General features: G+C 72.0%; 22 protein-coding genes. 7 read left to right on the top strand and 15 right to left on the bottom strand.

What is annotated here, in order from left to right:
- Nucleotides 1-873: 873 nt before the first annotated feature.
- The 3 genes from ACFY29_RS00005 to ACFY29_RS00015 all read left to right on the top strand — a co-directional run bounded on the left by ACFY29_RS00005 (nucleotide 874) and on the right by ACFY29_RS00015 (nucleotide 3,816).
- Nucleotides 874-1,215: a hypothetical protein gene (locus ACFY29_RS00005; RefSeq protein WP_328426616.1), complete on the top strand. Its 342-nt coding sequence runs from the start codon at nucleotides 874-876 to the stop codon at nucleotides 1,213-1,215.
- A complete protein-coding gene (locus ACFY29_RS00010) occupies nucleotides 1,212-1,871 on the top strand; it encodes a nucleotidyl transferase AbiEii/AbiGii toxin family protein (RefSeq protein ID WP_386981814.1) in 660 nt (219 codons plus the stop codon). Before ACFY29_RS00005 ends, ACFY29_RS00010 begins: the two co-directional genes overlap by 4 nt.
- Before the next feature lie 154 nt (nucleotides 1,872-2,025).
- Nucleotides 2,026-3,816, top strand: a complete 1,791-nt coding sequence (locus tag ACFY29_RS00015) for a bifunctional metallophosphatase/5'-nucleotidase (protein WP_386981817.1) — start codon at nucleotides 2,026-2,028, stop codon at nucleotides 3,814-3,816.
- Between the two features lie 66 nt (nucleotides 3,817-3,882).
- Here the strand turns inward: ACFY29_RS00015 and ACFY29_RS00020 are convergent, their stop codons facing one another.
- Nucleotides 3,883-4,062: a hypothetical protein gene (locus ACFY29_RS00020; protein ID WP_386981820.1), complete on the bottom strand. Its 180-nt coding sequence runs from the start codon at nucleotides 4,060-4,062 to the stop codon at nucleotides 3,883-3,885.
- A 195-nt stretch (nucleotides 4,063-4,257) separates the two neighbouring features.
- Complete coding sequence (locus tag ACFY29_RS00025) at nucleotides 4,258-5,412, bottom strand: geranylgeranyl reductase family protein (RefSeq protein WP_386981823.1); 1,155 nt, start codon at nucleotides 5,410-5,412, stop codon at nucleotides 4,258-4,260.
- Nucleotides 5,413-5,568: 156 nt separating this feature from the next.
- On the opposite strand from ACFY29_RS00025, the gene ACFY29_RS00030 reads away from it, so the two are divergent.
- Nucleotides 5,569-5,805 (top strand): hypothetical protein, encoded by a 237-nt coding sequence (locus tag ACFY29_RS00030; protein WP_386981827.1) that lies wholly within the window; start codon nucleotides 5,569-5,571, stop codon nucleotides 5,803-5,805.
- An 85-nt stretch (nucleotides 5,806-5,890) separates the two neighbouring features.
- Nucleotides 5,891-7,333 (top strand): MFS transporter, encoded by a 1,443-nt coding sequence (locus ACFY29_RS00035; protein WP_386981830.1) that lies wholly within the window; start codon nucleotides 5,891-5,893, stop codon nucleotides 7,331-7,333.
- Between the two features lie 114 nt (nucleotides 7,334-7,447).
- Here the strand turns inward: ACFY29_RS00035 and ACFY29_RS00040 are convergent, their stop codons facing one another.
- The 4 genes from ACFY29_RS00040 to ACFY29_RS00055 form a co-directional block, all read right to left on the bottom strand.
- Nucleotides 7,448-8,032: a hypothetical protein gene (locus ACFY29_RS00040; RefSeq protein ID WP_386981834.1), complete on the bottom strand. Its 585-nt coding sequence runs from the start codon at nucleotides 8,030-8,032 to the stop codon at nucleotides 7,448-7,450.
- 648 nt (nucleotides 8,033-8,680) lie between these two features.
- Nucleotides 8,681-9,307 carry a hypothetical protein gene (locus ACFY29_RS00045; protein WP_386981836.1) on the bottom strand — a complete coding sequence of 209 codons (627 nt, stop codon included), beginning with the start codon at nucleotides 9,305-9,307 and terminating at the stop codon, nucleotides 8,681-8,683.
- A gap of 13 nt (nucleotides 9,308-9,320) precedes the next feature.
- A complete protein-coding gene (locus ACFY29_RS00050; RefSeq protein ID WP_386981839.1) occupies nucleotides 9,321-11,015 on the bottom strand; it encodes a DUF4012 domain-containing protein in 1,695 nt (564 codons plus the stop codon).
- A 194-nt stretch (nucleotides 11,016-11,209) separates the two neighbouring features.
- Nucleotides 11,210-12,457 (bottom strand): glycosyltransferase family 4 protein, encoded by a 1,248-nt coding sequence (locus ACFY29_RS00055; protein WP_386981841.1) that lies wholly within the window; start codon nucleotides 12,455-12,457, stop codon nucleotides 11,210-11,212.
- Nucleotides 12,458-12,625: 168 nt separating this feature from the next.
- On the opposite strand from ACFY29_RS00055, the gene ACFY29_RS00060 reads away from it, so the two are divergent.
- Complete coding sequence (locus ACFY29_RS00060; RefSeq protein WP_386981844.1) at nucleotides 12,626-13,180, top strand: low molecular weight phosphatase family protein; 555 nt, start codon at nucleotides 12,626-12,628, stop codon at nucleotides 13,178-13,180.
- On the opposite strand, the gene ACFY29_RS00065 is transcribed toward ACFY29_RS00060, so the two are convergent.
- Nucleotides 13,161-14,621 (bottom strand): polysaccharide biosynthesis tyrosine autokinase, encoded by a 1,461-nt coding sequence (locus ACFY29_RS00065; protein WP_386981847.1) that lies wholly within the window; start codon nucleotides 14,619-14,621, stop codon nucleotides 13,161-13,163. The two genes, ACFY29_RS00060 and ACFY29_RS00065, sit on opposite strands and share 20 nt — an antisense overlap.
- A 336-nt stretch (nucleotides 14,622-14,957) precedes the next feature.
- Here ACFY29_RS00065 and nhaA point away from each other — a divergent pair, with 336 nt between their 5' ends.
- Complete coding sequence (nhaA, locus tag ACFY29_RS00070; protein WP_386981850.1) at nucleotides 14,958-16,325, top strand: Na+/H+ antiporter NhaA; 1,368 nt, start codon at nucleotides 14,958-14,960, stop codon at nucleotides 16,323-16,325.
- Between the two features lie 24 nt (nucleotides 16,326-16,349).
- Here nhaA and ACFY29_RS00075 read toward each other — a convergent pair whose 3' ends face one another.
- From ACFY29_RS00075 to egtA, 8 genes are all read right to left on the bottom strand, one after another.
- Complete coding sequence (locus ACFY29_RS00075) at nucleotides 16,350-16,547, bottom strand: hypothetical protein (RefSeq protein WP_328416511.1); 198 nt, start codon at nucleotides 16,545-16,547, stop codon at nucleotides 16,350-16,352.
- Nucleotides 16,544-16,876 (bottom strand): hypothetical protein, encoded by a 333-nt coding sequence (locus ACFY29_RS00080; protein ID WP_386981853.1) that lies wholly within the window; start codon nucleotides 16,874-16,876, stop codon nucleotides 16,544-16,546. The genes ACFY29_RS00075 and ACFY29_RS00080 overlap by 4 nt, the downstream gene beginning before the upstream one ends.
- Nucleotides 16,873-17,235, bottom strand: coding sequence for a DUF1622 domain-containing protein (locus tag ACFY29_RS00085; RefSeq protein ID WP_386981856.1), 363 nt, complete (start codon nucleotides 17,233-17,235; stop codon nucleotides 16,873-16,875). The genes ACFY29_RS00080 and ACFY29_RS00085 overlap by 4 nt, the downstream gene beginning before the upstream one ends.
- A 42-nt stretch (nucleotides 17,236-17,277) precedes the next feature.
- Nucleotides 17,278-17,865 carry a TMEM165/GDT1 family protein gene (locus ACFY29_RS00090; protein ID WP_328426614.1) on the bottom strand — a complete coding sequence of 196 codons (588 nt, stop codon included), beginning with the start codon at nucleotides 17,863-17,865 and terminating at the stop codon, nucleotides 17,278-17,280.
- A 215-nt stretch (nucleotides 17,866-18,080) separates the two neighbouring features.
- Nucleotides 18,081-19,046 (bottom strand): L-histidine N(alpha)-methyltransferase, encoded by a 966-nt coding sequence (egtD, locus tag ACFY29_RS00095; protein WP_386981859.1) that lies wholly within the window; start codon nucleotides 19,044-19,046, stop codon nucleotides 18,081-18,083.
- A gap of 49 nt (nucleotides 19,047-19,095) precedes the next feature.
- Nucleotides 19,096-19,842, bottom strand: a complete 747-nt coding sequence (gene egtC, locus ACFY29_RS00100) for an ergothioneine biosynthesis protein EgtC (RefSeq protein WP_386981862.1) — start codon at nucleotides 19,840-19,842, stop codon at nucleotides 19,096-19,098.
- A gap of 40 nt (nucleotides 19,843-19,882) precedes the next feature.
- On the bottom strand, nucleotides 19,883-21,181 hold the full coding sequence (egtB, locus tag ACFY29_RS00105; RefSeq protein ID WP_386984568.1) for an ergothioneine biosynthesis protein EgtB: 1,299 nt from the start codon (nucleotides 21,179-21,181) through the stop codon (nucleotides 19,883-19,885).
- Nucleotides 21,182-21,276: 95 nt separating this feature from the next.
- Nucleotides 21,277-22,512: an ergothioneine biosynthesis glutamate--cysteine ligase EgtA gene (egtA, locus tag ACFY29_RS00110; RefSeq protein ID WP_386981865.1), complete on the bottom strand. Its 1,236-nt coding sequence runs from the start codon at nucleotides 22,510-22,512 to the stop codon at nucleotides 21,277-21,279.
- Nucleotides 22,513-22,636: the final 124 nt, after the last annotated feature.

The following is a 22,636-nucleotide window of genomic DNA, read 5'->3' on the forward strand; positions in this document are numbered from 1 at the left end:
CGATCGTCAGGGTATGTAACGACCCCGGGCCGGCCCCCATTCCGGCCGACGGGTGCAGCCGGTCACACGCCAGAGACCCCGATAACGGGACATTCACACCCGGACCGCCCCGCTCCCGGCGTCAGCCGGACATTCGACGCGCTCGGCCACCGCTCCCGCCGTCAGCCGGACATTCGGACGCGCTCGGCCATCGGTCCCGCCGTCAGCCGGACATTCGACGCGCGCTCGATCACCGCCCCCGGCGCCAGACCAGGCCGGCTGGCCATGGTCAACTCCAGGTCACCGACATGGGGGCATCGTCGCGCCGGGATACCGCGACATCGCCGACACCGAGTCGATCACCCCACGCCGCCGCACCGTAGCCGGGCACGTCAGGTGCCCACGTAGCGCAACACGGCGAGGACCCGATGCCGGTAAGCGGACACCGAGCGCCAAAGGGGGATCGTGGCCATCAGGACGCCCGAGAACCACCACCCGAGACGGGTGCTTGGCGGTGGTCAACTCCAGATCGCCGAGATGGGGGCATCCCCCGTCGGGATACCGCGACATCGCCGACACCGAGTCGATCACCCCGAAACCTCGCGACCCGGCCCGGGTCGACAACACCGGTGATACCTCACAGGCATATTTATGCCTCAGAGGTATCACGCCAACAACAGCGACCACCGCGAGACGACGGCTCGCGCTGGGACCGCGGCCGGCCAGCGACCGGGACAGACACGGACGGGACCCCGGCCCACCACGGTACGGCACGGCGGGCCAACGACCGGACGCCCGCCTGAACCGCGCCATACCGCACTCAACAGCGTCAACAAAGACGAAGGCGGGAACGGCGTGAGCGACACCAGCATCAGCGGGCGTTACCCTGACACCATGCAGGCCGTCTCCCCCACCGCGACCGGCGTGGCCTTCCTGGCCCGCCCGGGTCGCCCTGCCGTGGTGGCGCGGACGCTCGCTGAGCTGCACGGCCCCACCCGGGGCGTGGTGGAGCTGCCGGTACGGCTGATGTGGAACGCCGAGCGCACCTTCGACCTCGGCGACCCCGACCAGCTTCTCTGGATGTACGAGAACGTGCTGCGGGAGACCACCCGCGCCGAAGACCTGCGCGTCCTGATCAATGGGCGGACGCTGCGGCGGGTGTGGCGGCTGCTCAACCTGCCCCGGGGCGTACGCCAGGCGTGGGAGAGCCGGCACCGCGGCCTGCGGGCGGCGTGATCTCCCCGCACCTGCATGAGTTCTACCGGGAGGTTGCCCGGGTGGCGCTGGCCGCGGCCGGGCCGTACCGATTCGTGCTGGGCGGCGGCGTGGCCTGGGCCGCGCACGGCCTGGTCGCCCGTCCCACCGAGGACGTGGACCTGTTCGCCGACGTGGAAGGCGCCGCGGCGGCGGCCTCTGCGGGGGTACGCGTGGCGCTGGAGCTAGCCGGGTTCATCGTCACTGACGCCGACCCGGACAGTGATCTGGGCGAACTGTTCGACGGGTACGACCGGGACATGAAGGACTTCGTGGTGAGCCGGGACGGGCGGCAGATCCGGCTCAGCCTGGCCCGGCTCGACCGGCAGCAGAGCCCGGTGGTGATGGACCTCGGCCCGGTGATGGACGTCCGCGACCTGGTGGCCAACAAGATCGCGGCGCTGGTCAACCGGCGGGAGGTTCGTGACTTCATCGACGTGGCGGCGGCCCTGGAGCACTACGACGTGACCGAGCTGCTGGAGTTGGCCCGGCAGGTCGACCCCGCGTTGGATCCGGCGGACGTGCGGGCCGCGGGGCGTTACCTGGACCGGCTGCCCGACGCGCGTTTCGGGCGCTACGGCCTGGGCCCCACCGACGTCGCCCAAGTCCGGCAGCGCCTCGCCGCCTGGCCACGCTGACCGGGTCGACCGTGGCCTGGATTCGGCCCGCCTACCCACGATGGCTGCCGAGACGGGTGGAAACCGGCGGGGCTGGCGTGGCGGGAGTGACGGCTGCTGGTTATGGTGCGCGAGGCGCCCACGAGGCGCGTCCACCCCCATGGAAAGGCATGTCATGACCTCTCCCTCCGGCCCGTCGCGTCGCCAAGTGCTCGCCGCCGCGGCCGCGGCGGCGACCGCCCCGCTGATCGCCGCCGCGCCTGCGCAGGCGGCCAGCCCGGCCCGGTCACGTACCTGGGACCTCACCCTCCTGGGCACGTCGGACACCCACGGCAACGTCTACAACTGGGACTACTACCGCGACGCCGAGTACGACGACAGCCGGCAGAACGACATCGGCGTGGCGAAGCTGGCCACCCTCATCAATCAGATCCGCCGGGAGCGGCGCGGCAAGGCGACGCTGGTGCTGGACGCCGGCGACACCATCCAGGGCACGCCGCTCGCCACGTACTACGCCAAGCAGGAGCCGATCACGACCACCGGGGAGAAGCACCCGATGGCCCGGGCGATGAACATCATCGACTACGACGCGGTGACCCTGGGCAACCACGAGTTCAACTACGGCCTGCCGCTGCTGGACCTGTGGATCCGCCAGCTCGGCTTCCCGGCGCTGGCCGCCAACGCGGTCAACGCGAAGACCGGCAAGCCGGCCTTCCTGCCGTACGTCATCAAGAAGGTCTCGCTCGGTTTCGCCGCGCCGACGCTCCGGGTCGGCATCCTGGGGCTGACCAACCCCGGCAGCGCCATCTGGGACAAGGGCAACGTCGAGGGCAGGCTGCGGTTCGACGACATGATCGCCACTGCGGCGAAGTACGTACCGATCATGCGGGCCCGGGGCGCGGACATCGTGCTGATCTCCGCGCATGGCGGCGACAGCGGCACCTCCAGCTATGGCCCGGAGCTGCCCAACGAGAACCCCACCGCGCTGATCGCCCAGCAGGTGCCGGGGATCGACGCGATCCTCTTCGGTCACGCCCACAACGAGGTCGTGGAGAAGTTCGTCACCAACGAGCGGACCGGCGCGCAGGTGCTGCTCTCCGAGCCGTCGAAGTGGGGCCAGCGGCTCACGCGGATGGACTTCACCCTCGCGCGTGAGCGCGGCCGGTGGACGATCACCAAGAAGGCCGCCACCATGTTGAACACCAACACGGTGGTGGAGGACCCGAAGGTGCTCGCCGCCGTGCGGGGCCAGCACCAGAAGACGGTGGCGTACGTCAACCAGGTCGTGGCACAGGCCACGGTCGGGATGTCCACGGTGGAGTCGCGGTACAAGGACACCCCGATCCTGGACTTCATCAACCACGTTCAGGCCGAGACGGTCACCACCGCGCTGGCGGGCACGCCGTACGCCAGCCTCCCGGTGCTGTCACAGGCCTCGCCGTTCAGCCGCACGGCGGTCTTCCCTGCCGGTGACGTGAAGATCCGCGACGTCGCCGGGTTGTACGTCTTCGACAACACCCTTGAGGCGGTCGTGCTCAGCGGCGCCGAGGTGCGCGCGTACCTGGAGTATTCGGCGAAGTACTTCCGCACCCTCGCGCCGGGTGCACCGGTCGACCTGGAGCAGATCAGCGACTCGACGGTGCCGGACTACAACTACGACGTGATCTCCGGCCTGGACTACGACATCGACATCTCCAAGCCGGTGGGCCAGCGGATCACCCGACTGGTGCTGCCCGGCACCGACACCCCGGTCGCGGACAACGCGCAGTTCGTGGTGGCGGTGAACAACTACCGGCGCAGCGGCGGCGGCAACTTCCCCGGCATCGTGAAGACCCAGGTCTACAACGCGCAGCAGGAGATCCGCCAGCTGCTCATCGACTGGGCGCAGGCCAGGGGGACGATCGACCCGGCCGACTTCTTCCAGCCCAACTGGCGGCTGGTACGCGAGGGCGTGCCGGTCTTCTGATCGAGGAGTACCGGTACTGATTGCAGCGGGCCGCGGGTGGTGACACTCGCGGCCCGTTTCGCGTTCTCAGCCAGCGTGGCGCAGGTTCCAGTGGACCATGTCGTCGAACGGGTCGGGCTGGTCACTGCGCGAATCGCTCTCGGTCAGCTCCACCCGCTCGTCGGGGCGGACGGCCGGCGGGAGCTCCCCGAACCGTACGTGGCGCAGGAACGCGTACTCGTCATCGGTGAACGGCTGCTCGGCCATCAGCACCCCCTCTGCTCCCCCGTCATTGTCCAGCGTTCGGAGCGCTTTCCACCAGCAGTCCGGTCGGCGCGATCTGTGCGCCATTCGGGTACGGGTGGTCACACCGCGTAGGGCATCCTAGGATCCTGGATTAATGGCCACAGCGGGCTGGCCTTTCGGCGGGTCGGCGCGGGTCGGCAGGTCAGCGTCGTCAGGTCACGGGCTGGCCGGAGTGCGCGGCCGGCGAGGGCCGGGCAGCCGATCCAGCACCGCGAGCGCCGCCCGGATCGGCCGACGTCCCAGCATCTCGTCGAAGCTCGCCCGGCCCTGACAGAACTGGACGAACATCCGCCACCCCGGCGGGGTCGCCAACAGGGCGTGGAACATCTCCGGGCGGCGGGTGAACAGGTCGAGCAGCCGGTACCCCGCCCGCATCGACGGCACCAGGCGCTCGGCCACCGCCTGCTCGTACCCGGCCAGGTCGCCGTCAGCGACCGCCGCGCCGGCCAGCTCGCCGGAGCGCAGCGCGTAGCTGATGCCCTCCCGGCTCCACGGCTCCAGCAGCCCGGCCGCGTCCCCCACGACCAGCACCCGGCCGTGCCGCAACGGCGAACCCTCGCTGCGGCAGCGGGTCAGGTGACCGGAGTCGTGCTCCGCCGGCAGGTCGGTCAGGCCCAACCGGTCGACGAACCGCCGCAGGTAGTCGCGGGTCCCCTCCCCCGCGCCCCGGCCAGCGATCACGCCGACGGTCAACCGGTCGCCCTTGGGAAAGACCCACGCGTAGGAGCCCGGCATCGCACCCCAGTCCAGCAGCAGTCGCCCCCGCCAGCGCTCCTGCTCGGCGGGCGGCACCGGCACCTCCAGTTCCAACCCCAGGTCCACCTGCTGGTACTGGACCCCCACGTGCCGAGCGGTCACGCCCGAGGAGCCGTCCGCGCCGATCACCGCGCGGGCAGCGAGCGTCGTACCGTCGGCCAGCCGCAGGCGTACCCCCTCAGGGTCCTGTTCGATGGCGCGGACCGCGACCCGCTCACGCATCTGCGCGCCTGCGGCGACCGCCGCCGCGCGGAGCCGGTCGTCGAACTCCTCGCGGCGCACCATCGTCACCACCGGGCTGTCGTTGCGGCGGGTGAACTCCCGGCGGCCGTCGCGGGTGAACGTCACCCGGTCCACCCGGTCGTGCGCGGGCACCTCGATCCGGTCCCGCACGGCTGCCAGCGAGGTGCCGATCAGGCCACCGCCGCAGGTCTTGTACCGCGGGTGCGCGGCCCGCTCGACAACCAGGGTGCGGACGCCGGCGCGGGCAGCGGTGTGTGCCGCGGAGAGCCCGGCGGGGCCGGCGCCGACGACGACGAGATCCCAGACGATCACGGATGCAGCCTATGGCACCCCCGCCCGCCGACCCCGCCACGGCACCGTTCGCGGACCGCGCCGACCGCCCGATCGGGTGGGCATCTTCGGTCACGCAGGGGGTATCCGACGCGGCGCAACCGTCTGCGCAGAGGCGGACGAGCGAAGGAGGAGATCATGCCGCAGGTGCAACTGTCGGAGATCGAGCAACGGGTTTACCAGGCGGTCACCGCCCTCGAGGCGCGCGGGCAGGTACCGTACCCGGACCTGATCGCCGAGGAGTCCGGGCTGACCGCTGAACAACTGCAGACCACGCTGCATCTGCTCACCGAGAAGGGCCTGCTGCACCGCGAGGATTCGCCGATGGCGGGCCTCGACTTCGGTCCACGGTTCTGCGCCCGCCAGATGGCGTGACCCGAGGAACCACCCGCGACGATTCGTCCCCCGCCGACCCGGGTAGCGGTCAGCAATGCATGATCGACGGTCAACGGGGAGCCCGATGAGTGCGGCCCAGACGCCGCAGCCCCTCGACGCGGCGGAGAACCGGCGACGCTGGCAGGCCGTCGGCGTCGGGCTGGTCGCCGCATTCATGACGCTGCTCGACGTGAGCATCGTCAACGTCGCGGTGCCGTCCATCGACCGCGCGCTGCACGCCTCCCCGAGCGACCTGCAGTGGGTCCTGTCGGGGTACGCGCTCACCTTCGGGCTGGCGCTGGTGCCGGCCGGCCGCTTCGGTGACGCCCGTGGCCGGCGCAACGCATTCGTCTTCGGCATCGTCCTGTTCACCGTCACCAGCGCACTCGCCGGCCTGGCCACCTCCCCGACCTGGCTGGTCCTCGCCCGACTGCTCCAGGGCGCCGCCGCCGGCGTGGTGAACCCCCAGGTGATCGGGCTGATCCAGCAGCTGTTCCGGGGGCCGGAACGGGCCCGCCCGTTCGGGTTGCTCGGCGCCACGATCGGTATCTCCACCGCCGTCGGCCCGCTGATCGGCGGACTGCTCATCGCCATCGGCGGCGAGGAACACGGGTGGCGGTGGGTCTTCTTCGTCAACGTGCCGGTCGGCATCGTGGCGGCGATCCTCGGCTGGCGGCTGCTGCCCGGCCGCCCCGAAGGGCAACCAGACCGGCGCCGGCTCGACCCGATCGGCGTGCTGCTGCTCGGCGTGGGCGTGGTGCTCATCCTGCTGCCGCTGGTCCAGGAGCAGCAGTGGCGGACCCCGTGGAAGTGGGCACTCATTCCGGCCGGTCTCGCGGTGCTGGTCGCCTTCGGGCTCTGGGAGCGGTGGTACGCGCGGCACCGCGAGCCGCTGTTCGACCTGCGGCTGTTCAACTTCCAGTCGTACACCCTGGGGTCACTCATCGCGCTGGTCTACTTCGGTGGCTTCACCGCGATCTTCTTCATCTTCACCCTGTTCCTGCAGAACGGCCTCGGCTACAGCGCGCTCGTCGCCGGCCTGGCCATCACGCCGTTCGCCCTGGGCTCAGCCGCGGCCTCCGTGCTGGGCGGACGGATCGTCAACCGTTTCGGCCGGCCACTGGTCGCCATCGGGCTGCTCGCCGTGGTGATCGGGTTGGCGGGAACGGTCGTCGCGCTGCGCCTCGCGCCGGACGCCCCAGCGCCGTGGGTCACCGCCGGCCCGCTGCTCGTCGCCGGCCTCGGCAGCGGGCTGGTGATCGCCCCCAACCAGACGCTCACCCTCGCCCAGGTGCCGGTACACCAGGCGGGCAGCGGCGCCGGCATGCTCCAGACCGGTCAGCGGATCGGCGCCGCGGCCGGCATCGCCGCCGTCGGCTCGATGTTCTTCTCCGAGCTGGCCGACAGCCGAGGCAACTGGACCATGGCCTTCGAACAGTCACTCACGCTGGCCGCCGGGATCATCGGGCTCGCGCTGATCGCCGCGCTGATCGACATCCTGCGCACTCGCAACCACACCAGGAACTGACAACCCCAGGGGTACGCCGCCAGCGACGACACGTCGGGGCGTGAACATGCCGCTGGCCGGCACCCCAGATTCGGGGTACCGGCCAGCGTCGATGTCACGGGGTTGTGCGGTGGGTCAGCTGTTCCAGTGCTCGCCGACGAAGTCGGCGGCCTGCTGCTCCCACTGGGCGTAGGCGTCCGGGTAGGCCGACACCTGCACGGTCTGCGCGGCGTCGGTCAGCGGCATGTCCTGCCACCCGTCGACCTGCTTCAGGCCCTTGAGGAACGCGGTGGTCGAGTACTCAGGATCGGTGATCTGCTCCGGCGTACCCCAACCCGAGCTCGGCCGCTGCTGGAACAGGCCCAGCGAGTCGTGGTCGTTCATGTCGCCGAGGTGGCCGAGGTTCTCCAGCTTCGACTCCTGCAGGCTCGTCGCGATCGAGATGACCGCGGCGCGCTCCGGCAGACCAGCCTTCTTCGTCGCCGCGATGATCGCCTTGGCATTGGCGGTCTGCTCGTCGTTCAAATCGATGCGCGACTGCTCGCCCTGCACACCGTGCGGGATCAGCTTGCTCGCATCGGGCTTGTCGGCCTGCATCGCAACGGCGACGGGCTTGCCGTCGACGGGGTTGGCGACGTGGGCGATCGGGCCGGCGAAGATGCCACCGGCGAAGGCCAGACCAGCAACGGACAGCACGCTCTTACGCATGATCGTGTTCATGGGGGTAGCTCCTTCACGGGGGTAGACACCCAGCCGATGGGGGTCGGCATGCGGGTGCGAGCACCTCGTCCGGCGCTATCAACAACAAGTCTTTCGGCGGCCCACGGGCGGGGGGCTCGTGGCGCCGGGTCTGTGTGTAACGACCGCCGGGCCGGGGTCATTCCGGGTTGGCCCGTCGGCACCCTGTCGAGGGGGTGCTGGTGCGGTCGTTCGGGGATCTGTAACGACCGGGCTTGGCCTGGCATTCCAACCCGTTGGGTCGGGGCGGCGGGCCGTGGTGCTGCGATCGTCAGGGTATGTAACGACCCCGGGCCGGCACCCATTCCACCGCACGGGTGCGGCCGGTCACAGGCCACGGATCCCTATACCGGACATACCACCCGGGCGTCACGGCGTCAGACCGGGCGCTGGCGGTGATCGACCCGGGATCCCCGACATTGGGGCATCCCGACGCCATCACACCGCAACGTCGCCGACACCGAGTCGATCAGCCCAACGGCGCGGTCCGGGCCAGGGTCGACAACCGGGGCCGTCGAACGAGCGCCGCGCGCACGAACACCAGGGCGCAGAAGGGCTGGCGCCCGTCGGAGTGCTCCGACGGGCGCCAGCCTGAGGTGAGATCCGGGCACTGCCCGGTCACGGTGCCGATCAGTGCGCGGCCCCGCCGAAGCGCTGGCGACGACGCCAGGCCAGCGTCAGCAGCAGCATGACCGCGCCGGCGCCGACAAGGCCACCGCCGAGCTTCATGGGCGTGCCGATGCTGTCACCCGTGACGGGCAGCGGCTGCTTCTTGTGCAGCACCCGCAGCTCGGTGTTGGCGGACCGGTCGGACTCCCGGCCGGTGGCGGTGAAGGTCAGCAGACCCGTCACCGACGGCTTGTAGCTCTTGGTGAACCGGCCCTGGCCATTGGTGTACGCCGTGAAGCTCAGCGGCGCGCTCGCCTGGTACGCCACCGGAGCCATGGCCACGGTGCTGCCGTCACTGCGGCGGGCCGGCGCCTGGCCAGCTGCCGGGGCGGCCAGCGGCGTGACCGACACGACGATGTCGACGGTCTCGTGCCGACCGAAGCCGGTGCCGGTCAGCACGACCGTCTGGCCCAGGAAGATCGTCGGCCGGTTGACGGTCAGCGATGGGGGCGCGGGCACGTACGGCGGCGGCTGAGGCGTGTCCGTCGTCGTCGGCTGCGGCTGCGGCTGCGCCGCCCCCGCCGCGGTCGGCACGGCCACCACGGCCAAGCCGACCGTGAGCGCCATGATGATGCGGGATAGCCGCATGATTGGTTCCCTCCTACTGGTCACAGCTTGATGCGGAATGAACTTGGGTGGTCCACGGGCTGGCGGTGGGGGTCAGCCACAACTCGGCCTGTCCGACGCCGGTCTTGGCGGTCAACAGGGTGACCTCCAACGTTCGTTCGGCGCCGGGGCTCGCTTCGACGTTGGCCGTGGCGACCTGGCGGCGCCGTTCGGTGCCGCTGCCCATTGCGATCTCCGTGCCGTCGAGCCGAGCGTCGAGCACACTCCCGCCCGCTGGGCTGAAGATCGACACCAGCGTGCGCATGGTGTACGGATCCCCCGCCATGCCGAGGCCGAGGACCGACTCACTGAGTCCGGACTTCGGCGCCGTCGAGCGCAGAGTCACCCGCAGCCGGAGCTCGCGGCGGCCGTCGGGCTGGCATTCGCCCACCGTCAGATTCGCCGTCGGCCGCAGGTAGTAGCCGAGCTTCGCGCCGCTGCCGTCGTTGAGGAACACGCCGACCGTCGGCACGGTGTCCTGTTCCGGAAGCGTCCCGGCCATCCGGCTGTCGCCGATTGTCCGTTGTTCCTCCGGTCGGGCACTCCAGAACAATATCCGGCGTTCCGTGATAGCACGGTCGAATGCGGACAACAACACCTTTGGGTTGACATTCTTCTTAAAGAACGCATCAAACACCGCGGCGGAGGACGCCGCGAAGAACGCGTCCTGCTGCCGGACGTCCAATCGCTGGTAGGTCTCGTTGAGCAGGGTCTGCACGACCTTCTCGCTGGCCAGCGGGACGCCACCGGGCACCAGCACCGGGCCGGTCGCCTTGAGCAGGTAGGACAGCACCACCGGGTCGACGGCGAGCACACCGTCGACCGTGGTGCCGGTCTTGCGGCGGAACATCTCCCGGTAGAGCGTGGCGGCAGTCGGGAAGTGCGGGGTCAGATTGACGTCGGCGGGATAGATGCCCGGCAGGTCGGTCCAGAGGGCCCGGGTCTCGGCGGGCAGCTTCAGGGGCGGGTTGAACTGGCCCAGGGAAGCGCTGCTGCCCTGCTTGCCCATCCGGACCTGGCCCTTGTCGGCCTCGATCATCGCGTACGCCCCGAACATGCCGCCGGTGGCGCGGAGCTCGGCCGGGTTCTGCGAGACCAGCAGGTACCGTCGCGGGCCGTTCGCGCCGAGCAGCGGCGGCAGCAGCCGGGCGCCCTGGTCGGCGGCCAAGGTGAGACTGGCCAGTCGGTCGATCTCGCCACGCAGGTCGGTCAGCGCCTGCCGGATCTGGTTGACCAGCCGGTCGGCGGGCACCGCGGCCAGGTCGCCGCGGGTGCGCTGCACCGCGTCGTCCACCCGGGACAGCTCGCCGGAGACCGCGGTGAGCCGGGCCAGGTCCAGCCGACCCCCGGTGGGCACCAGGCTGGTCAGGTCCGTCCGCAGCAGCGTCGGGAACGCCTGTCGGGCCAGCTCGTCGATGGCCACGGCGATCCGCCGGACGGCGTCGACGTCATCGCCGGCGATCGGGGTACGCCGAGCCAGTCGCCAGCCCGGGTCAGCGGTTGCGGCCCGGGCCGCGCCGGACTGCTCCTGGAGGGCGGCGAGGGTCCGCAGGGCGCGGTCGGTGTCCCCGCCGACCACCTGGGCGCTCAACTCCCGGGCCAGGCCGGCGGCGTTGAGCAGGTGGGCCCGCGCCTGCCAGCCGCGGAAGCCGATCCACCCGCCGGTCGCCAGCAGCAGCGAGCCGACCACCAGGGCGCCAAGGAGGGCGCGGCGCAGTCGGGCTCGCCGGCGGCGCCGTGACCGGCTTTGTCGCCGGCGCGGTCGTTCGCTCTCCTCCGTCACACGACACTCCCGTTCGCCAGAACCGGACAGAAGGTCCGATATCCCCTGACGTTCTTAGCATGCGTCGGCGAAGCTCGTACCGTTATGGCGTTTATCGTCCGTTACGCGAGGTTGCCTCGCGGATCGGCGACGGGCTCAGGGACCCGACCCGCTGCCTCGTGCAGCAGCCGCTCGATCCGGTCCACCCCGGCCGGCAACGACATCTCCCGCAGGTACGCCTCCCGACCCCGGCGCCCCATCTCGGCACGCGCCGGCGGGGGGATGGTGGCGGCCAACCAGAACCGGTCGGCCAACGCGGCCCAGTCCTCCGGCGGGCAGGACAGCCCGGCCCGGGCCCGCTCGACCAGCTCGGCGGTGTCCCCGCCGGCCGAGGCCACCACCGGTGCGGCGCAGGAGAGCGCGGCCTGCAACTTGCCGGGCACCATGCCGCGCAGCTCCGGCAGGTCGCGCAGCATGACCAACTGGTAGTCGGCGGCGGCGTACAGCTCGGGCATGTCGACCGGGGACCGTCGCTCCATGAAGCGGACGTTCTCCGCGCCCAACTCGGCGGCGAGCCCCCGCACCCGCCGCTCGTCCGCGCCCGAGCCGACCAGGACCAGTTCCATCGTCCGGTCCAGCGCCGCGGCGGCCCGTACCGCCGTGTCCAGCCCCTGCCGGGCACCGATGGTGCCGGCGTGCATCACCACGCACCGACCGTCGCGGCGAACCAACTGGCGGGCCGCCGCGCCCGGCGTCGCCGGGTGGAAGATCCGCTCGTCGGTCCAGTTCAGCACCAGCCGGACGCGGGCCGGGTCAGCGCCAGCGGCGACCACCAGGTCCCGCATCGACGGCGCGGCGACGGCAACCCGTGCGGCGGACCGGTAGATCCGGGTCATCGCGGTACTCATCCGCGCCGCCCAGCGCCCGTCGCCCGCCTCGTCAGCGCCGTCGCGCGCCCAGACATCCTGCACGTGCAGCACCGCTGGCACCCGCCGGAGCAGCCGGAGCACGCCGGCGGCGGCGAACGTGGTGGCCGGCAGTTGGAAGACGTAGAGCGCGTCCACGTCGCCCAGGTACCGGCGGGCAGCCAGCGTCGCGCTGCCGGCGAAGGACAGGTAGCTGGCCATCCGGACGCCGGCGGCCCCGGGGCGGCCGGAGTACCGCGGCACCCGCCGGACAGTCAGCCGCTCACTGTGCGTCTGGTGGTGCCAGCGCTGCCGCCAGCCGGGATAGACGTGGCCGCCGGGGTAGTCCGGGAATCCGGTGAGCACCCGAACCTCGTGCCCGCGTGCGGCCAACTCCTCGGCGAGGCTGCCGGGGATGAACGCCGGCTCGGGCGGAAAGTGGTACGACAGGATGCCGATCTTCACCGGGCCACCGCCATCCGCTGCGGATCGGCGTCCGTCGGCGCGGCACCACGACCGGCGGGCATCCGGCCCGCGTACGATGCCGACAACCCCTCCCTGCGCGGCCACCGGCGTCGACGCACCGCCCTCGCGGTGTGGCCGTCCGCGTCCGCACCGACGAGAGGGGTACCGATGGCCGACCGCGTGCTGTTCGTCTGCCACGCCAACCTGTGCCGATCGCCGATGGCCGAGTACCTGGCCCGCCGGCTGCTCGCCGATCGGCCGGTCATCGTGGCCAGCGCCGGCACCGACGCGATGGACGGGTTGGCCATGCACCCGTACGCCATGGAGGTCGCGGCCGAGAGCGGCGCGGATCCGGCGGATTTCCGCACCCGGGGGCTGCGCCCCGAGTACCTGGCCGACGCGACGCTGGTGCTGACCGCGACCCGGCGCCAGCGCTCGGTCTGCACCGCGCTGGCGCCGGCCGCGCTGCACCGGACGTTCACCCTGCGGCAGTTCGGCCGGCTGGCCGCGGCGGCCGAGCCGCCCACCGAGCCGGCCGACGACCCGCTGCGGGCCGCGATCGCCGCCGCCGCCCACGCCCGGGGGCGGCTGCAACCCGCCGCCCCGGACGCGGACGACCTACGGGACCCGATCGGCGGCACCGCCGCCGACTTCCGACGCTGCGCCGAGGAGATCGAACGTTCGCTGCGACCCCTCGCCGCGCTCATCGGGGCAACCGGGTGAGTTCCTGGGTGCGGTCGGTGACGCCGTTGACCCCGGTGTTCTCGGCGTGCCGGGCGGACGTGGCCCGGTCGGTCGGCACCGACGGCGTCGCCGTGGAGGCGACGACCCGGTAGGCCTCGTACTGGTACGCCTCAGCCTTGGCCACCTTGGCCATGTTCAGCACACAGCCGAGCAGCCGGACCGAGACCGAGTGCAGCGAGCGGGCCGCTGCGGCCACCTGGGTCCGCGAGGTGCGGCCCTGCTGGGTGACCAGGAGGGCACCGTCGGCCTGCACGGCCACCACCACACCGTCGGTCACCGCGAGCAGCGGCGCGGTGTCGATGATCACGATGTCCGCCGACTCGCGCAGCGCCAACAGCAGGTCCGCCATCGCCTTGGAGCCGAGCAGTTCGCTCGGGTTCGGCGGGGCAGAGCCGCTCGGCAGCACCAGCAGCGACTTGTCCCCCCAGCGCTGCACAACGTCGCCCACCTGGACGTCGCCGACCAGCACGTCGGTGAGACCGACCCCGGCGTCCATGCCCAGATACTCGTCGACCTTGGGACGACGCAGGTCCGCGTCGACCAGCAGCACCCGCCAGCCCGCCTCGGCCAGCGCGATGGCCAGGTTGCAGGAGAGCGTGGTCTTGCCCTCGCCCTGCAACGCGCTGGTCACGGCGATGACCCGGGCCGGCTCGTGCACGTCCACGAAGCGCAGGTTGGTGCGCAGCTTGCGGACGGCCTCGGCGCGCGCCGAGGTTGCGGCGTCGCCGATGATCAGTGGTGCGGAGCGGGCGTTGCTCTCGAACGGGATCTCACCGAGCAGCGGGCTGCCGGTGGCCCTCTGCAGACCGGCGGCGTCGCGCAGCCGGACGTCGGCCACACCCCGCAGGATCGCCAGTCCGACGCCGAGCACCAGGCCGATCAGGCCGCCGAGAGTGAGGTTCTGCACCGGCTGCGGCGAGACGGGGCTGGCGCTGACCCGGGGGCCGCTGACCACCTCGATCTTGATCGGTGCCTTGCCCTCGGGCGGTGTCTCGACCCTCTGGACGAGCTCGACGAACTTGTTGGCGAGGGTCTCCGTCACCCGCAACGCGCGGGTCTGGTCGGTGTCGGTGACCGACGCGCGCAGCAGTACGGTGCCGGCCTCGGTGGAGGTGCTGACCCTGCGCTGCACCTCGTCCGCGGTGAGCCCGACCGGGTTCTCCGCCACCACGCTCTGCGCCAGGCGGTCGCTGCTGAGCAGGTCGGCGTACGACTTGACGCGCTGCTGAAGGAAGAGCCCACCCTGGTAGGCGTCGGTGACGCCCTGGTTGGGGGTGGTGACGAAGAAGGTCACCGAGGCGACGTACCGGGGTTGGGCCCGTACGGTCAGGAACGCCGACACGCCCAGGGCCACCATGACCGTGAGCAGCGCGACCCACCAGTGCCGACGCACGTGACGCAATTGGCGGAGCAGGTCCATCAGGTGCGCCTCCGTGCCGGTCCGGTTACGCCAAAGAACTTCACGAAAACCCCCAAGGTCGTCTGCAAACTCGTGAAACCATTAAACCGGCTCATACGGCTTATGTCCGGAGTTATGTGTTTTCGGCGGCGACAAGTGCGCCCGAATGACCAACCCGACAAACGTCCAATCGGCAGCGGTGACATCGGGGAAAAGTCGGCGGCCGATCGGGCGGCGTTCCATCGCCCTGCGTTCGCCGTGACCGGCGAGCACGGATAGGGTCGGCAACGGTGTGCCGGGAAGTCTGGTCGGCGAGTGGATTCCTGCCGTCCCGACAGCCCGAGGTGAGCCCCACAGATGACCGACCGCACCCCGCCCCCCAACCGGTCGCGGCCGGCGGCCCGACTCTTCTCGCGATCGTCGTGGCCCGAGGCCCGGCACCTGGCCGACGTGCTGCGCACCGAGACCGTCGGTGGCGCCCTGTTGCTACTCGGCGCCGTACTGGCGCTGACCTGGGCGAACTCCCCCTGGGCCGACTCGTACACCCGGCTCGGCCAGTGGCAGCCCTGGCCCGACGGCGCGCGCTGGCATCTCGACCTGGACCTGGCCACCTGGGCCGCGGACGGGCTGCTGGCCATCTTCTTCTTCGTGGTGGGTCTGGAGCTCAAGCGGGAGTTCGTCGCCGGTGAACTGCGTGACCCGCGGCGTGCCGCGCTGCCGGTGGTGGCCGCCCTCGGCGGGATGCTGGTGCCCGCGCTGATCTACGTAGCGGTCGTCCTGACGGCGGGCGGGGAAGGTCTGCGCGGCTGGGCGATCCCGACCGCCACCGACATCGCCTTCGCGCTGGCCGTGCTCGCGGTGGTCAGCTCACACCTGCCCCAGGGCCTGCGTGCCTTCCTTCTCACCCTCGCTGTGGTCGACGACCTGTTCGCGATCACCATCATCGCGGTCTTCTACACCGCCGACTTCCACCCCGTACCGCTGGTGGCCGCGCTGGCGCCGATCGGACTCTTCGCGCTGCTGGTACAGCGCGGGCGTAGTTGGTGGTGGGCGCTGATCCCACTCGCGGTCGCCGCCTGGGCCCTGGTGCACGCCTCCGGCGTGCACGCCACGGTGGCCGGCGTCCTGCTCGGCTTCACGGTGCCGGTGCTGGCCACCCGTCGTCGGGCGGGTGCCGCCCAGACCGACGGCCGCCCGCCGGCCAACGGGGATACCGGTGGACTCGCCGCGCACCTGGAGCACCGCTGGCGACCCGTGTCGGCCGGCTTCGCGGTGCCGATCTTCGCCCTGTTCGCCGCCGGGGTCACCCTGCGCGGCACCGACCTGGGCGCCCTGGTGACCGACCCGGTGGTGATCGCCATCGTCGCCGGCCTGGTGCTCGGCAAGAGCATCGGCATCTTCGGGTCGACCTACCTGCTGGCCCGGTTCACCCGCGCTGAACTGGACGAGGACATCACCTGGTCCGATCTGCTCGGGATCGCCCTGCTGGCCGGCGTCGGGTTCACCGTGTCGCTCCTCATCGGCGACCTGGCGTTCGGCGTCGGCAGCACGGCCGACGACCGGGTCAAGGCCGCCGTGCTGGCCGGTTCGGTGATCTCCGCCGGACTGGCCGCCACGGTGCTGGCCCGCCGCAACGCCGCGTACCGCCGAGTGGCGGAGCGCGAGCGGCTGGACGCCGACGGCGACGGCGTGCCCGACGTCTACCAGCGGAAGGGCGACGGCTGACCGGGACCCGGCCCCGCCGGCCAGTCAGCGGCCGCGTTCGACGGGCCGGCGCTCCTCGGTCTCCTCGGACAGCGCCTCGGCCGCCGGTTCGGTGAGGTCGTCGCCGGGCACCGCCACCTCCTCGGCCTGATCCTGCTCGTCGGGCTTGCCGCCGGGCTGCGGCTCGGGAGCGGTGGCACCGCCGGCGAAGCCGTACTCGTTCGGTTCGTCGTGCCTGCTCATGTGGTCGTCCTCCCGCGTGCACCGGTTTCGCCTCGTACCGCCAACGGTAGGTGGTGATCGTCCCCGGCGAGGGGCGGTCCGGATTGTCGACGCGACCACGGTGGCGCGGCGCCCAGCGCCGCCCAGAGCAGCTGGCGCAGCGCGATGATCGCCGCCGCGCCGGCCAGGTCGGTCCAGCCCGGCCCGCCCGCGAGCCGGAGCACGCCGGCCGCGGTCAGCAGGTCCAACAGCACCCGGATGGCGGTCCGGCCGGCCCCGGTGCTCAGCACGGTGACCACACCGGCGACGAGGGCCAGCGCGGTGACTGCCGTGACCAGAACGCCGATCATGTCCGTTGCTCAGCCTCGGCCACCTGACGCTGCTCCTGACGGATCTCCCGGCCCAGGAAGTAGTTCAGCGCCGTCCGGATCGTGGCGATCGCGGCCAGCTGGCCGATCTGGTCGAACGACGGGGACACCGCGGTCCGCAGCACGTCGGCCGCCAGCTGGAACTCCAGGCCAAGGGTCAGGAACCGGCCCAGGGTGAGCCGGATCGGGGTGAAGACAGCGGCGGTGCGGTGTCGCAGCCCCTCGACCACGAACCGCACCGCCGCCCAGACCGCACCGACGAAGATCACTACGGCACCGGCGACCTCCACCACGGCGACCAGCACCGCATCGCCGTGGCGCAGCAGTTCCGCCGGTTCCACCCGGAGCCGTTACCCGCCAACGAGGCGGGTAGTCGGCGGCGTTCAGGTCAGCTCGCTCACCGCCTCCAGGATCAACCAGAGGCCGGAGATGGCGAAGAGCACCGCGGCGCCGTACTTGATGGCCTTCTCCGGCAGCCGGCGGCCGAGCAGCCGGCCGACCAGGATGGCCAGCGCGTCCGCGGCCACCATGCCGACGGTGGAGCCGAGCCAGGTGCCGAACCAGCCGTACTGGGTGGCCAGGGTGATCGTGGCGAGCATCGTCTTGTCACCCAGCTCGGCCAGGAAGAACGCCACCGACACCGCGACGATCGCGGTCTTGTTGGTCTTCTCGGCCTTGCGCTTCTCCTCGTCGGTGAGCTTGTCCCCGCGCAGCGTCCACGCGCCGAAGCCGAGGAACGCCAGGCCGGCCACCAGGGAGATCCAGTCGGTGGGCAGCACAGCGCCGAGCCCTGTGCCGATGGCGACCGATGCCAGGTGCACCACCGCCGTGGCGATGGTGATGCCGATCAGCACCGGCATCGTCCGGAACCGGGTGGCGAAGGTCAGCGCCATCAGCTGGCTCTTGTCCCCCAGCTCGGCGACGAAGATGACACCGAAGCTGATCACCAGCGCGGCGAAGAAACCCTCCATGACGTCCTTCCCGTTCACGCCGGGAGGAGGAAAAGAGGCGCCCTCGACCCGGCCACGACAGCCTGAGTCGAAGGTCTCGCCCGCCCCGGAGACCGGGGCCGCGTGGCCGGGTGCGGAACGCACCAGTATGTCGACCACGACATTGGGGGCTACTCCCCTTCGCGCGACCAGCCTAGCCGATCATCGGTGGGGCCGGTCGGGGTGGGTGAACAGCCTCACCGCGCCTTGGCCAGCGTGACCCCGAACAGCCCATCCGGGTCGGTCCAGAACTCCGTCGCGGTGAAACCCGCCGCGGCCAACTCGGCGGCGATCCCCGCCGGGCGGAACTTCGCCGACACCTCCGTGCGCAGCTCCTCCCCCGCGGCGAAGTCCACGGTCAGGTCCAGCACCCGGACCCGCAACGGCCGGGTCGCCCGCAGCCGCATCTCGATCCACTCGTGGTCCGGGTCCCAGCGGGCGACGTGGTCGAACGCCTCCGGGTCGAAATCGGCGCCCAACTCCCGGTTGATCACATGCAGCACGTTCCGGTTGAACTCCGCCGTCACCCCGGCCGCGTCGTCGTACGCGGGCACGAGCACCGACGGGTCCTTGACCAGGTCGGTGCCGAGCAGCAGCCAGTCGCCCACCTCCAGCGCGCCGCGCATCTCGGCCAGGAACTCGGCCCGCTCGGCCGGCAGGAGATTGCCGATGGTGCCGCCGAGGAACACCACCAGCCGGCGGCCCCCGGTGGGCAGCCGGTCCAGCTGCCGGGTGAAGTCCCCGACGATGCCCCGGACCCGTAGCCCCGGATAGTCGGCGGCGATCTGCGCGGTGGACCCCAGCAGCGCACTGACCGACACGTCGAGCGGAACGAACGTGCCCAACCCGCCCTGACGGGTGAAGGCGTCCAGCAGCAGACGGGTCTTCTCCGACGAGCCGGAGCCCAGCTCGATGAGGGTCTTGGCCCCGGTGAGCGCCGCGATGTCGGGCGCGTGCTCGGCCAGCACGGCCCGCTCGGCCCGGGTCGGGTAGTACTCGGGCAGCCGGGTGATCGCCTCGAACAGCTCGCTGCCCCGGGCGTCGTAGAACCACTTCGGTGGAAGCCACTTCTCCTCGGCGCTCAGCCCGGCCCGAACGTCCTGGCGCAGGCCCCGCTCCAGGTCCTGCTCCTCGAGGTAGATCTCCAGCGGCTCCGCGGTCATTGGTGTTTCCTCTCTGCTCGGTCAACCGTTGGGGCACGACCGGTGCGACTCACCGGTTCGGCAGCGGGCTCACCCGCACCTCGCTCGCGGTGGCGGTGACCAGGTGCCCCTCCGGCACCGGCCGCCACCCGGGGTCGTCGTCGTGCGGCTCCGAGGCGAGCAGCACGGTGCCCGCCGCCGCGCGCACCGACAGCGCGTGCCCGGCCGCGCTGGCCACCACCCGGTGCCCGTCGGTGAGCAGCAGGTTGAGCCGCGACCCGGGGGCCGCAGCGGCGACGTCGGCCACCGTCTGCGCGACCGCCTCGGCCGGGTCGACGCCGGCGCGCAGGCGCTGCCGGACCAGCGCCCAGAGCAGCGCCGAGTCGGTGGCGGCGTCCAGGGTGAGCAGGTCGCGCACCGGCAGGCCGGCGGCGAGCGGCACCACGGCGTCCGGCCAGCCGCGCACCACCCCGTTGTGGCTGAACAGCCATCGCCCCTCGGCGAACGGCGCGGCAGCGCCGTCGAGCACCGCCATCCCGACGGTGGCCGAGCGGACCGCGGCGAGGACCGCGCCGGCGCGGGTCACCGCCGCGAGCTGGGCGATGGTCGGGTCGCTCCAGATCGGCTGGGCCCGCCGGTAGCGCACCGGCTCACCGTCACCCGGGTACCAGCCGACGCCGAACCCGTCGGCGTTGATCGTGCCGCCGCCGCGCATGTCGCGGGGCGCCCAGGACTGCCGCACCAGTGAGTACGGGGGGTCGAACAGCAACTCGGCCAGGGTGACCGGCGGCCCCAGGTAGGCCAGGTGGCGACACATCAGCGCACCCCGCCCGCCGGCCCGCCGGTCGCGCGGCGGCTCACCGGTGCGACTCGTCCGGGCTGGCGTCGCGGGCGCAGCGGAAACCGCTGAAGATCTGCCGGCGGATCGGATAGTCCCAGTTGCGGAAGGTGCCCCGGCAGGCCGACCGGTCGGTGCCGAACGAGCCACCACGCAGCACCCGGTAGTCGTCGCCGAAGAAGACCTCCGAGTATTCCCGGTAGGGGAACGCGGCGAAGCCGGGATGCCCGCCGAACGTCGTCGAGGTCCACTCCCAGACGTCACCGATGAGCTGATGCACGCCCAGCGGTGAGGCACCGGCCGGGTACGCGCCCACCGGGGCCGGCCGCAGGTGGCGTTGGTCGAGGTTGGCGTGCGTGTCGGTCGGGTCGTCGTCACCCCAGGGGTAGCGGCGGGACCGCCCCGTCGCCGGATCCCAGCGGGCCGCCTTCTCCCACTCCGCCTCGGTCGGTAACCGCTTGCCGGCCCACGCCGTGTACGCCTGCGCCTCGTACCAGCACACGTGTACCACCGGCTCGTCGGCGCGGACCCGGTCCCACCGGCCGAAGCGCCGGTACGACCAGCCGTCGCCATCGCGGCGCCAGTGCATCGGCGCGCTGAGTTGCTCCTGGAGTCGGTGCGCCCACCCTTCGGCGCTCCACCAGCGCGGGTCGGAGTAGCCGCCGTCGGCGATGAACCCCTCGTACTCGCCGTTGGTCACCGGGGTGGCGTCGATGACGTACGCGGGCAGGTCGACGCGATGCGCGGGACGCTCGTTGTCCAGGGCCCACGGGTCGGTGTCGGTGCCCATGGTGAAGGGACCGGCCGGCACCAGGACCTCCCCACCGACCCGGGCGGGCGGCTCCGGCGGCGGCGGGGCGTGCAGCACCGCCGGCCCCGAGCGCAGTTGGTGGGTGGCGAGCATCGTCTCGTCGTGCTGCTGCTCGTGCTGGACGATCATGCCGAAGGCGAACCCGTCGGCGACCAACGGCCGTTCGCTGAAGGTCACCGCGTCGAGCAGGTCGTGCACCTTGTCCCGGACGGTGCCCAGGTAGGCGCGTGCCTCGGCCGGTGGCAGCAGGGGCAGCGTGGGACGGTCCCGGCGCGGCTGCTTGAACGCGTCGTACAGCTCGTCGATGTCGCACCGGACCGGCTCGCGGCCCCCGACGTCGCGGACCAGCCAGAGCTCCTCCTGGTTGCCGACGTGGGCCAGGTCCCAGACCAGCGGCGACATCAGCGGCGAGTGCTGGCGCATCAGGTCGGCGTCGTCGACCACCTCGGTCAGCAGCGCAGTGCGGGAGCGGGCCCGCGCCAGCTCCGCCGCGATCCGGCCGCGCAGTTGCTCCCCGTCGGCGTGTCCCGTCGTGCTCGCGGTCCCCGCGCCACCTTTCGGTCGCGACTGCGGGGCTCGCAACCCCGGCTCACTCCTCGCACTCACCGGTCTCCCCTTTCCGCGGCGGTCAGCCGCCGCCGTACGCCTCGCTGGATCTCGTCGTGGATGCCGGCCGGCAGGTCCAGCCGGGGCAGGGTGGTCAGGGCCAGGTCGAGCAGCGCCGCCGCGGCGACGGCCAGCGCCGGGTCGGCCAGGCCGTGCCGGGCCGCCGTGGACCAGCGGTGCGCCACCGGCGCGCCGATCGCGTACGCCGCGTGCACGGTGCCCGGATCGGCGAACAGGGCGGTCAGCACCGCCAGCGGGAGTCGCCAGTCCCGACCGGGCTGGGCGTCCAGGTAGCGCAGCTCCAGGTAGCCGCGCGGCCGCACCGGCGGAAAGAGGGTGCTGACGTGGTAGTCGAGGTCGTCGGTCGTGGGCGGGCGGGGCAACGCGCCGTCAAGCCAGTCGGCGAAGGTCACGCCGGGCGGCGCGGTCCAGTCCGAACCGTGCCGACGCAGGCAGAGCAGTGGCGCGGCGAGCACGTACCGGATCCAGGCGGCGGTCGGGTCCTCGTCTGGGCGGCCGGCCGCCCAGACGGGTCGGGTGCGGGCCGGGTCGATGGCCAACCAGGCGGCCATCCGGGCGGACGCCCAGCCGGTACGCCGACCGGCGTGCCGGGTGGCGGAGGCGAACGCGGCGAGCAGGGGCGGGCCGACCGCGTGGGCCGCGGCCCAGCGCGCCGCGACCTGGTCCGGCTCGCCGGCGTCGAGGCAGACCTGCAGGCCGGCGGTGCTGTACATCATGGTGCGGCCGGCCGGGCCTCGCCGGTCGAAGGCGCCGCGCATCGCGCGATAGCGGGGGGTGTCCACCACCGGGTGGGGCCGGCGGTGCGGGTCGATGCCACTGCGACCGAGAATCAGCCCGCCGGCGGCCAGCAGGTCGGTGACATGGGCGATGTCGGCCTCGGTGGCCTGGATCAGCGCGGCGACCGAGGGGCGGGGTGGGGTGGAGATCTCCAACTGGCCGCCCGGCTCCAAGGTCACCGTGCCGCCGTATCGCAGCGGCTCGGCCGGGCTGGTGGCGTCCAGCGTGACGGGGCTGTGCCGCCCCAGCGCCGCCCGCAGCCGCGTCGGGTCGACGGGTCGGGCGGGATCGGCGGCGTCGTGCACGGTCCATTCCAGTTCGACGCCGGTGCGGGTGGGTGGGCCGGTCTTGAAGCAGATCCGGGCGAGGTGTCGGTTTGCGGCGGCGGACTCGTGCAGGATGGCGCTGCGGTCCAGCTCAGGTGACGTCACCACCGGTCGTGGCCCCCTCTCCGTGTGCCGGCTCCGGGACACTGTGCCACCGTAAACCCGCCCACCGACACCGTCGGGGGCGTCGACGGCGCCACCAACCTCTGTCTAACAGACGAATTTCCCGGTG

The sequence above is a fragment of the Micromonospora sp. NPDC000668 genome (genome assembly GCF_042897975.1).
Classification (GTDB): Bacteria; Actinomycetota; Actinomycetes; order Mycobacteriales; family Micromonosporaceae; genus Micromonospora.

Coding starts and splice junctions, on each gene's coding strand:
- ACFY29_RS00005 (WP_328426616.1), top strand. CDS start 874: ATGCAGGCCGTCTCCCCCACCGCGACCGGCGTGGCCTTCCTGGCCCGC.
- ACFY29_RS00015 (WP_386981817.1), top strand. CDS start 2,026: ATGACCTCTCCCTCCGGCCCGTCGCGTCGCCAAGTGCTCGCCGCCGCG.
- ACFY29_RS00020 (WP_386981820.1), bottom strand. CDS start 4,062: ATGGCCGAGCAGCCGTTCACCGATGACGAGTACGCGTTCCTGCGCCAC.
- ACFY29_RS00030 (WP_386981827.1), top strand. CDS start 5,569: ATGCCGCAGGTGCAACTGTCGGAGATCGAGCAACGGGTTTACCAGGCG.
- ACFY29_RS00035 (WP_386981830.1), top strand. CDS start 5,891: ATGAGTGCGGCCCAGACGCCGCAGCCCCTCGACGCGGCGGAGAACCGG.
- ACFY29_RS00040 (WP_386981834.1), bottom strand. CDS start 8,032: ATGAACACGATCATGCGTAAGAGCGTGCTGTCCGTTGCTGGTCTGGCC.
- ACFY29_RS00045 (WP_386981836.1), bottom strand. CDS start 9,307: ATGCGGCTATCCCGCATCATCATGGCGCTCACGGTCGGCTTGGCCGTG.
- ACFY29_RS00060 (WP_386981844.1), top strand. CDS start 12,626: ATGGCCGACCGCGTGCTGTTCGTCTGCCACGCCAACCTGTGCCGATCG.
- ACFY29_RS00065 (WP_386981847.1), bottom strand. CDS start 14,621: ATGGACCTGCTCCGCCAATTGCGTCACGTGCGTCGGCACTGGTGGGTC.
- nhaA (WP_386981850.1), top strand. CDS start 14,958: ATGACCGACCGCACCCCGCCCCCCAACCGGTCGCGGCCGGCGGCCCGA.
- ACFY29_RS00075 (WP_328416511.1), bottom strand. CDS start 16,547: ATGAGCAGGCACGACGAACCGAACGAGTACGGCTTCGCCGGCGGTGCC.
- ACFY29_RS00080 (WP_386981853.1), bottom strand. CDS start 16,876: ATGATCGGCGTTCTGGTCACGGCAGTCACCGCGCTGGCCCTCGTCGCC.
- ACFY29_RS00090 (WP_328426614.1), bottom strand. CDS start 17,865: ATGGAGGGTTTCTTCGCCGCGCTGGTGATCAGCTTCGGTGTCATCTTC.
- egtD (WP_386981859.1), bottom strand. CDS start 19,046: ATGACCGCGGAGCCGCTGGAGATCTACCTCGAGGAGCAGGACCTGGAG.
- egtC (WP_386981862.1), bottom strand. CDS start 19,842: ATGTGTCGCCACCTGGCCTACCTGGGGCCGCCGGTCACCCTGGCCGAG.